The sequence below is a fragment of the Nocardioides eburneus genome, assembly GCF_040838215.1.
Taxonomy (GTDB): domain Bacteria; phylum Actinomycetota; class Actinomycetes; order Propionibacteriales; family Nocardioidaceae; genus Nocardioides; species Nocardioides eburneus.
In genome coordinates, this window is record NZ_JBFPJR010000061.1 from 1 (window position 1) to 8,831 (window position 8,831).

Annotated in this window: 10 protein-coding genes; 7 read left to right on the forward strand and 3 right to left on the reverse strand. The window is 72.0% G+C overall.

Going from position 1 to position 8,831, the window contains the following annotated elements:
* Positions 1 to 214: 214 nt before the first annotated feature.
* A complete protein-coding gene (locus tag AB3X52_RS19160; protein WP_367995707.1) occupies positions 215 to 1,525 on the forward strand; it encodes a TIM44-like domain-containing protein in 1,311 nt (436 codons plus the stop codon).
* 20 nt (positions 1,526 to 1,545) lie between these two features.
* Here AB3X52_RS19160 and AB3X52_RS19165 read toward each other — a convergent pair whose 3' ends face one another.
* Together AB3X52_RS19165 and AB3X52_RS19170 are read right to left on the reverse strand one after the other, a co-directional pair.
* Positions 1,546 to 1,743 (reverse strand): hypothetical protein, encoded by a 198-nt coding sequence (locus tag AB3X52_RS19165; protein ID WP_367995708.1) that lies wholly within the window; start codon positions 1,741 to 1,743, stop codon positions 1,546 to 1,548.
* A 134-nt stretch (positions 1,744 to 1,877) separates the two neighbouring features.
* Positions 1,878 to 3,002 (reverse strand): FUSC family protein, encoded by a 1,125-nt coding sequence (locus AB3X52_RS19170; RefSeq protein ID WP_367995709.1) that lies wholly within the window; start codon positions 3,000 to 3,002, stop codon positions 1,878 to 1,880.
* Positions 3,003 to 3,133: 131 nt separating this feature from the next.
* On the opposite strand from AB3X52_RS19170, the gene AB3X52_RS19175 reads away from it, so the two are divergent.
* From AB3X52_RS19175 to AB3X52_RS19190, 4 genes are all read left to right on the forward strand, one after another.
* Positions 3,134 to 4,528, forward strand: coding sequence for a M15 family metallopeptidase (locus AB3X52_RS19175; RefSeq protein WP_367995710.1), 1,395 nt, complete (start codon positions 3,134 to 3,136; stop codon positions 4,526 to 4,528).
* A gap of 31 nt (positions 4,529 to 4,559) precedes the next feature.
* Positions 4,560 to 4,970, forward strand: coding sequence for an HIT family protein (locus tag AB3X52_RS19180; protein WP_367995711.1), 411 nt, complete (start codon positions 4,560 to 4,562; stop codon positions 4,968 to 4,970).
* A 94-nt stretch (positions 4,971 to 5,064) separates the two neighbouring features.
* Positions 5,065 to 5,832, forward strand: a complete 768-nt coding sequence (locus tag AB3X52_RS19185; RefSeq protein WP_367995712.1) for an SDR family NAD(P)-dependent oxidoreductase — start codon at positions 5,065 to 5,067, stop codon at positions 5,830 to 5,832.
* Between the two features lie 208 nt (positions 5,833 to 6,040).
* The gene (locus tag AB3X52_RS19190) at positions 6,041 to 7,027 is read left to right on the forward strand and encodes a DUF3048 domain-containing protein (protein ID WP_367995713.1); all 987 of its coding nucleotides are present in this window, start codon (positions 6,041 to 6,043) and stop codon (positions 7,025 to 7,027) included.
* A gap of 71 nt (positions 7,028 to 7,098) precedes the next feature.
* Here the strand turns inward: AB3X52_RS19190 and AB3X52_RS19195 are convergent, their stop codons facing one another.
* Complete coding sequence (locus AB3X52_RS19195) at positions 7,099 to 7,836, reverse strand: TetR/AcrR family transcriptional regulator (protein WP_367995714.1); 738 nt, start codon at positions 7,834 to 7,836, stop codon at positions 7,099 to 7,101.
* Positions 7,837 to 7,970: 134 nt separating this feature from the next.
* Here AB3X52_RS19195 and AB3X52_RS19200 point away from each other — a divergent pair, with 134 nt between their 5' ends.
* Both AB3X52_RS19200 and AB3X52_RS19205 read left to right on the forward strand, forming a co-directional pair.
* Positions 7,971 to 8,495 carry a hypothetical protein gene (locus AB3X52_RS19200; RefSeq protein ID WP_367995715.1) on the forward strand — a complete coding sequence of 175 codons (525 nt, stop codon included), beginning with the start codon at positions 7,971 to 7,973 and terminating at the stop codon, positions 8,493 to 8,495.
* Positions 8,496 to 8,594: 99 nt separating this feature from the next.
* On the forward strand, positions 8,595 to 8,831 hold a 237-nt coding region (locus AB3X52_RS19205; protein ID WP_367995716.1), incomplete at its 3' end, for a YqgE/AlgH family protein.

Genomic DNA, 8,831 nt, shown 5'->3' on the forward strand with positions numbered 1-8,831 from the left:
GTGTGCCCGCGCTCCGCGCGGGCACACGTCGGTTCGTCATTTCCTGGCGGCACTCCGCGCCGCGGCGGGGGGCAACCGCCACGGCCCCGTCGTTGCTCGGGGTGCTCGGTTCTCCTGGCGCTCGGGTGCTGTTGCCGTATGCGGCCACGATGTTTCCCGACGGCGGATCTGGGGCAGGGTTGGGCGCGTGACGGTCGGAAAGAGGAGGACACGCGTGCGCGCGGGTCGCTGGACACTGGTGCTCGGAGTGGTGGTTGCGCTGACCAGCCCGACCGCGGCGTACGCCCGGGCCGGGGGCGGCAGCTCCGGTTACAGCGGGGGCGGGAGCAGCTACCACGGCGGGAGCAGCTATCACGGGAGCACCTACCACGGCACAGGCTCGGGCGGAGGTGGCTCGGCCGCCTGGCTGGTGATCCTCGTCGTCCTCGCGGTGGTCATCTGGCTGGTCACGAAGAGCCAGAGGAAGAAGAGCGCGAGCCGGCTCAACACGGTCTCGGACCAGCAGGCCCACCGCTCGGACGCGGAGGCGCACGAGCGCGCCGCCCAGGTCGAGGCCCAGGTCGACGAGCTCGCCCAGACGGACGCCACCTTCGACGTCGAGGCCCTGAAGCAGCGTGCGGCCTCCCTCTACGTGACCGCCCAACGCGCCTGGACCGCCAACGACCACGCCACTCTGCAGCGCATCCTGTCCCCGGTCGTCTACGCCAAGTGGGCCGAAGAGCTCGGCGACTACCAGTCACGCGGCGAGGTCAACGTCGTCGAGATCGTCTCCGGTCCGACGGTCGCCCTGGTCGACGTCGCCAACCGCGAGGGGGAGGTGAACGACACCGTCACCTTCCGGATCAGCGCGACGCTCAACGACTACGTTCGCCGCCAGGGCCAGCCGAACCTCACCCGGACCGACGGGTCGACCCGCCCGGTCGAGTACTGGACGCTGCGCAAGCAGGACGACGGCGAGTGGATCGTGGCGTCGGTCGAGCAGGCGGCCGAAGGTGCGCATCACCTGACCGACGCCATCGAGACGGACGGGTGGAACCAGAAGGCGGTCGCTCGCGACGCCATGCTCGAGGTGGCTGACCAGACCTCGGCCAAGGGCGCCACCGACGTCCTGTCGCTGACCACCATCTCGTGGACCACGGACGCCGACGCCGCCGCTGCCGACCTGAGCCTGGTCGACGGTCGCTTCGACAAGGCGGTCCTCGAAGTCGCCATCGAGGAGTTCCTCGAGGAGTGGGCGATGAACGACGGCAGTCTCGACTTCACGGCCGTCCGCACGCCCGACCGCACCGTCATGCGCGACGCCGACATCGGATCGGTCGAGGTGCGCTCGCTGGTCTCACGCGACCCGGTCGTGTTCCGCGTCGCCGTCGCCGCGGAGGGCCTCTACTACGAGGTCGACCGCCGGACCGAGGAGGTTCTCCGGGGTGACGCGCACCACCGTCGGCCGGTCACCTTCACCTTCGACCTGCGGCTGGACGGACCACAGGCGAAGGGGTGGACCGTGGTCGCCGCCGACGTGGCGTGAGGCCGGGCGCCGCCGACGAGCTAGTCCAGGCTGCTGGCCCGGTCGCCGACGAACGCCAGCAGCGCGGGGTCGGCGGAGACGATCCGGTCGACCTCCTCGCCGCCGGTGCACTGGCACAGTGACACGGTGAGCTCGCCGCGTCGGCGGCCCACCACCCGCCACACTCCGCCCGACTCCTCCCAACGGCGTACGACGGCGGCTGCTGTCTCCGCGCTCATGCGGCCACCTCCGTCAGAAAAGCAAGAGCGTACGGACGCGGCCGCATGAGAAATCTGATGGTCGCTCGCTTGCGCTCGCTCATGGCACCTCCTGGGTCGGGGCTGCCAGTGTCTCGCACGAGCGTGGCCGGCGCTCACGAGTCGGCGCGGTCCGCGGTGTCCTCCTGGTCGCCGTTCCCCGGCTCTCCCCATGCGTCGACCGCGCGCTCCAGGCCGATCGCGATGGCCGAGGCGGGCAGCCACCGGTCCTCGGACGCGACGTCGAGCCCGACGATGACGCGTCGCAGGGCGCGGACGGCGTCCGCCGCCTCGTCCCACTCCTCCTGATCGGCGCCGCCCTGCTCCTCGCCGGCGGTGCGGATCATGGCCGCGCTCGCCCGGAGCGCGCGAGCGACCGCGCCGCGCAGCCTCGTCGCCTCGTCGTCGGCGTCGTGGAGCTGGAAACGCGGGTCGGAGGCGAGGGCGATGACCTCCTCGACGCAGCCGGAGAGGTAGCGCAGCGCGCGGGCACGCTCCTGGCGGCGCTCCGCAAGCCCGTGCCAACGGCGCGCCCGCCAGTTGCCGCGTCGAGCCTCGAGCCCCTCGGTGAGCAGCTCCTCGACGCGTCGTGCCCGCGGGTCGAGCGCGGTCTGCCAGGCCTCCCACCGGGTGCTGCTCACCTGCTCCTCGGACTCCAGTGCGTCGGCCAGGTCCTCGAGCTGTCGCGCCATCTCCGAGCGCAGCCCGGCGAGCGCCACGGTCAGCGGGGTCATGGGAAGCTGGGGGAGGGCCGCGTTGACCGCCGTACCGACGACGGCACCGACGGCGGTGAGGCCGGCGTACGCCAGGACGTACTGCCACGGGTCCGTACGGCCGACGATGAGCACGAACAGTCCGGCGATCGGGACCCAGGACCCCATCGCGCCGAGGCGACCCCAGCCGGCCATGATGGTGCCGACGCCGATCACGATCGCGACCGCCGCGATGCTCTCCACCGAGGTCGCCATCGTGAGGATGGCGAGGGCGCCGCCCAGACCGATGGCCGCCACCGCCTGGACCGAGTAGCGCACCGACCCCGCCACCGTCGTCGACATCGCGACCACGGCCCCGAGCGGTGCGTAGTAGGGGTAGTCGTGGACGAACCCGCCGACCGGCTGGACGAGCAGCCACGCGAGGCCGCTCGCGCACGCCGCCTTGAGGGCGACCAGCCAGCGTGGGTGCAGCCAGGCCAGCCGGCGTGCGCGGCGTACCGCGGCACGCGGCCGCTCGGGCCGGATCATCGTCGCTCCCACCGCAGGCGAGTACCCGCCCGGCGGGTCTCTCCATGCCACCGACGGTCGTCACGTGCCCCCGGCGCGGCGCGGCCTCGTTGTCACCTCAGCGCGCCTCGAGGCGTCTACAGTGCGTGGCCATGCTGCGTCTCGGCCGAATGCTCGCGACTCTGTCCGCCGCCGTGTCGATGGTGCTCGGCATCGTCGCGGCCGCCGCCGAGCCGGGCGCGGCGGCCTCGGCCGCACCCAGGCTCACGCTCGCCGCGACCCAGGCGTACGCCGGCAGCGACTCGACCCTGACCGCGACCCTCGCCGGCGCCGACGGCCAGCCGCTGCCCGGCGCGACGGTGACGTTCGCGCGCCGCTCCGACGGCACCTGGCGCACGATCGGCACGGCGACGACCGACGCAGCGGGCCGGGCCACCGACACGGTCACGCTCGCGAAGGACCCGGCCGACAACCGGGTCCGCGCGACCTACACCGACGAGACCGGCCAGAAGGCCGCCGAGACAGCGATCACCGCGCCGCTGCGCAAGCGGGTCGGTGTCGTCAGGCTCGGCGGGCCGGCGAAGGTCGTCGACGAGCGCTCCGCGCGACTCACCGTCACCTGGCGCACCTGGGCGGGGGAGCCGGTCGCGGGCGTCGTCCACATCGAGCGGCGCTACCGCGGCGGCGTCTGGCGGCCGGTCCGCACCGTCCGCACCTACGCGAAGGGCACGGCCGCCTTCACGGTCAGGCCACGCGTCGACACCTGGTGGCGCGCCCGCGCCTCGGCGACCTGGGTGGCCGCGGACGTCAGCCCCGTCCACAAGCTCGACAACGTGCCGCCCGGGAAGCCGGTGTGGCTGCCGAAGAAGGCGCCGAGGCCGCGGCGTCATCTCCCGGCGCAGCCGCACGCCGTCGGCGCGGGCGCGCATCCCGTCATCACGCGCATCCCGAACGGGATCTGGCGGCAGATGGTCGGGGTCTCCTGGCACTCCGGCTGCCCCGTGGGCCGCGCCGGCCTGCGGCTGCTGCGGATCAACTACTGGGACTACGCCGGCTACCGCCGTCGCGGCGAGCTGGTCGCGGCGGCCGGGGCGATCCGGCAGATGTCGGCGGCGCTCGCGGAGATGTACCGCAAGGGCTATCCGATCAGGGCGATGTACCGCGTCGACCGGTTCGGCTACTCCAAGCGCTCCCACGGAGGCAACGACTACGCCTCGATGGCGGCCGACAACACCTACGCCTTCAACTGCCGCGACGTCACCGGCCGGCCCGGCGTGCGCTCGCCGCACTCCTACGGTCGGGCGCTCGACGTCAACACCTGGGAGAACCCCTACCGCTCCGCCCAGGGCCTCGTCCCGGACCGGTGGTGGCAGTTCCACTCCCACCCGCGCGTCGCGTGGCGGAGCAGCAAGCACCCCGTCGTACGCATCATGGCCCGGCACGGGCTGCGCTGGACCTACGGCCTCGGCGACACCCAGCACTTCGACGCCGTGGTCCGCGGCCGGCCGCTGGTGGTGCCCGGTTGCGGCAGCGCAGCGTGCGACTAGCCGGCGACGGGCTGGCGACTAGCCTCGCCGTATGACCGACTGCGTCTTCTGCGACATCGTCGCCGGCCGTACGCCGGCCCAGCGGGTGCTCGAGGACGACCGGTTCCTCGGCTTCCTCGATCGCCGGCCGGTGCAGAAGGGCCACGTCCTCCTCGTGCCGAAGGACCACGTGGTGACGCTGCCGGACCTGCCCGCGGAGCTGCGCGACGGCCTCCTCGCGCACGCGCAGCGCCTCTCCGCCGCGGTCGTCGAGGGGCTCGGCGCCCAGGGCAGCTTCGTCGCGGTGAACAACGTCGTCAGCCAGTCCGTCCCGCATCTCCACGTCCACGTCGTGCCCCGCACCCGCGGCGACGGCCTCAAGGGCTTCTTCTGGCCGCGGCACGCCTACCAGGACGGCGAGATGGAGGGGTACGCCGAGCGGCTGCGCGCCGCACTACAGTGACGGGCGTCCTTTGCCGACGGCCTGGTCACGGCAGAGGCGTCACGCGTCACCCGGATACACGAAGAGTCACGTCACAGTCACGAAGGAGTGCTCCATGGGTCGTTTCGACGGTCGCGTCGCAGTCATCACCGGTGCCGCCCGAGGGATCGGGTTCGGGGTCGCCACCCGGTTCGCCGAGGAGGGCGCCTCGGTCGCCGTCATCGACCTCGACGAGCAGGCTGCCGCCGAGGCGGCCGCGAAGCTCCCGGTCGCCGACGGCGCGAAGGCCGTCGGCATCGGCGCCAACGTCGGCCGGGCCGCCGACGCCGAGGCCGCGGTCGAGCGGACCGTCGCCGAGCTCGGCGGCATCCACATCCTCATGAACAACGCGGGCGTCATCCGCGACAACATGCTCTTCAAGATGACCGAGGACGACTGGGACCTTGTCATGAACGTCCACCTCAAGGGCCACTTCCTGATGAGCAAGGCGGCGCAGGCCCACTTCGTGAAGCAGAAGTACGGCAAGATCGTCAACGTCTCCAGCACGTCCGCGCTCGGCAACCGCGGCCAGGCGAACTACTCCGCGGCGAAGATGGGCATCCAGGGCTTCACCCGCACGCTCGCCATCGAGCTCGGCCCGTTCGGCATCAACGTGAACGCCGTCGCCCCCGGCTTCATCGTGACCGACATGACCGACGCCACCGCCGCGCGTGTCGGCATGGACCCGGAGGCGTTCCGCGCCGCGGCGGCCGACCACAACCCGGTCAAGCGGGTGGGCCAGCCCGAGGACATCGCTGCCGCCGCGACGTTCCTCGCGAGCGACGAGGCGTCGTACGTCACCGGCCAGGTGCTGTACGTCGACGGCGGCGCCACCCTCGTCTGACTCCTCCCGACCCCTGCAGAATCGGGCCTGCGGAATCGGGCCGGCGGCGTAGGGTCGCCTACCCTGCGGAGGCGCGTCCGGCGTCCGGGCGCGCCTCCCGCGTTCCGCCGCCGATCCGTCGGACACTGAACCGGAAACACGACTGAACCTGATGACTTTGCCGATGTTTGGAGTTGCCGTGCGCCTGTCCCGTGCTCTCATTCCGCTGGTGGCCGCCAGCCTCGCGTTGACGGCCTGCGGCGGATCGGACGACAAGAAGGCAGATACCCCGGACCAGCAGAAGGTCGCCTCGGGCACCACGCTCGACTCGACCTGGCCGCTCACCGGTCTCGACGTCACCGGCAGCGGGTCGGCGGCGCAGAAGCACCCGGTCTACATCGCCAAGATCGACAACACCGAGGCGAGCAACCCGCAGTACGGCCTGGGCAAGGCGGACATGGTCACCGAGGAGCTGGTCGAGGGCGGCATCACCCGCCTCGCGGTGTTCTTCTACTCCCAGCTGCCGACGAAGGCGGGCCCGATCCGCTCGATGCGGGCGACGGACGTCGGCATCGCCTCGCCGGTCGGCGCGAAGCTCATCACGAGCGGCGCGGCGCCCTACACCTACAACGCGCTGAAGAAGGCCGGCGTGAAGTGGATCGACATGAACGACAGCCACGTCAAGCGCGTGCTCGACGGGACCCACGACACCCTGCACAGTGTCGAGGCCGACGTCGCGGCGATCGGCGCGGGCGCGAAGGGCAAGGCGACCCGGCCCACGGACTACTTCCCGTGGGGGAAGGAGTCCGACTTCCCGGGGAAGAAGAAGGCCGCGACCATCGCGGCGCGGTTCTCGCCGGCCCGGACCGACAACTGGCGCTTCCAGGGCGGGAAGTACGTCCTGCAGAACAGCTACATGGCCGACGGCGACGTCTTCAACCCGGCGACGATCGTCGCCGCCCAGGTGAAGACCAGCATCGCGCCGTACACCGACCCGGCGGGCAACCCCGTGCCGGTGTCGCACTTCAACGGCAAGGGCAAGGCGTGGATCTTCCACGGCGGCACGATGATCCGGGCGACCTGGGAGAAGAAGGGCGAGAACGCCCCCATCAGCTTCGCGCTCCCGGGCGGCAAGGAGCTGACGATCCCGGCCGGCAAGGTCTGGCTGGAGCTGGTCCCCAAGAACGGCGGCTCGGTGACCTTCACCAAGAAGTAGCCCCGACGACAGGGCCTCGACCGCTCGGCGCCGCCGGGCCGGTCGGGGCCCTTCGTCGTTCCCCGCCCGGTTCAGCCCTCCTGGCCGAGCGCGCCGAGCGTACGCCGCAGCGATCCCGCCGACGTCTCGCCGTCCAGCGCGACACCGCGGTCGGCGAGGGACTGGATGCCGGCGAGGATGAACCCGATGGCCGTCTCGACGCGCTCGGCGGCCGCGGTGGTGTCGGTCGCCCCCGAGACCGCCTCGCCCGCTGAGGAGAGGGCGCCGAAGAAGATCTGCGCGAAGGTCCCGACCATGGCCTCGTCGACGTCGTGGCCGCCGGCGGTGAGCACGGTGCGGACGATGTCCTGGACGACGGCGAATGCGGAGCGCTCCTCCTTCTCGCGGTAGCGCTCATACCCGAGGACCGCAGGGCCGTCCTGGATGACGATCCGGCGGTACGACGACGCCTGGACCGCCGCGAGGAAGGACCGCAACCCGGTGAGCGCCTTCTCCCACGGGTCCTTGACGCCCTTCATCTCCTGCTGGATCGCGCGCGCGGTCGACGACTCGACCTTCTCGAAGACCGCCTCGAAGAGGGCCTGCTTCCCGCTGAAGTGGTGGTAGAGCGCGCCCTTGGTGACCTGGGCGCCGGCGACGATGGCGTCGAGCGAGGTGCTGGCGTAGCCGTTGGCGGTGAACAGCTCTTCGGCCACCTCGACGAGCGTGCGCTTGGTCGACGCGGAGTACTGCTGGCGCTTGGTCGCTCCGGGGACCCCGGGCAGGGGCGGGACCTTCGGCACGAGCTTGCTCACAGTCGACTTCGCCACCCGGCCACTGTAGTTGGCGCCCTCGGGTGGGGGTGGTCGGGATCACCCCGTGTCGGGTTTGGCGTACCGGGAGTATGGACCGTACTTTGGGTACGTACTCGTGGTATGCGAGTCGCGATCCCAAGGGGGCAACCATGACCTGGACGACCTACCACAAGCGCGGAGAGATCCTCCGCACCGTGATGGCCGTCGCCGACGAGCGTCGCGACGGTCTGCTGCCGATGGATGTCGACGGCGTCGACGTGAAGTTCGACGACGAGCTCGACCTCCTGGGCGCCCTGCAGCTCAAGTGGCACACCCGCCTCGCCGGCCGGATCGAGCAGGAGCTCGCCGAGCAGCCGATGGACCTCGACGCCGCCGTGATCCGGGCGTGGCACGCCGCCGCGCTCGCGATGCCCGGTGTCCGTGCGATCCTCGACCACTACCGCGCCGAGCCGCTGGACGCCCGCATGGGCGCGGCGATGGCGAAGGCCCACGCGAAGGAGCAGCTGCTCCTGGCGGTGATGGCCGGCAGGGGCGCGTACGCCGACCAGCTGGCCGTGCGGGTCGGCGCCGACATCGAGGCGCGGGCACGGGCGTCGTACCGTCCCGCCACGCCGATCGCCGGGGCGCGCCCGGCCTCGCTGCTCGACCGCATCAAGGCGGTCCTCGCGGCCTGACGCCCGCCCGCGTCCAGCGGCCTCGCCTCGCCCGTCCCGTTCGGGCCCGGACGCTCGCTCGCGCTCGGCCCGGATGCCCGGATCTGCGACACTGGCCGCATGACCGAGGTGCGCGCCGGAATGCTCCTCGTGGCGAGCCCGGAGCTCCACGACCCCAACTTCGTCGACACCGTCGTGCTGCTCATCGACGTCGATGAGAGCGGCGTGCTGGGGGTCGTGCTCAACCGGCCCTCGCCCGTCCCGGTGGCCGACGTCCTCGACCCGTGGGCCGATGCCGTCGCGGTGCCGGACGTGCTCTTCCAGGGCGGCCCCGTGAGCCCCGAGGCCGCGCTGGCG

Coding starts and splice junctions, on each gene's coding strand:
- AB3X52_RS19165 (WP_367995708.1), bottom strand. CDS start 1,743: ATGAGCGCGGAGACAGCAGCCGCCGTCGTACGCCGTTGGGAGGAGTCG.
- AB3X52_RS19170 (WP_367995709.1), bottom strand. CDS start 3,002: ATGATCCGGCCCGAGCGGCCGCGTGCCGCGGTACGCCGCGCACGCCGG.
- AB3X52_RS19175 (WP_367995710.1), top strand. CDS start 3,134: ATGCTGCGTCTCGGCCGAATGCTCGCGACTCTGTCCGCCGCCGTGTCG.
- AB3X52_RS19180 (WP_367995711.1), top strand. CDS start 4,560: ATGACCGACTGCGTCTTCTGCGACATCGTCGCCGGCCGTACGCCGGCC.
- AB3X52_RS19185 (WP_367995712.1), top strand. CDS start 5,065: ATGGGTCGTTTCGACGGTCGCGTCGCAGTCATCACCGGTGCCGCCCGA.
- AB3X52_RS19200 (WP_367995715.1), top strand. CDS start 7,971: ATGACCTGGACGACCTACCACAAGCGCGGAGAGATCCTCCGCACCGTG.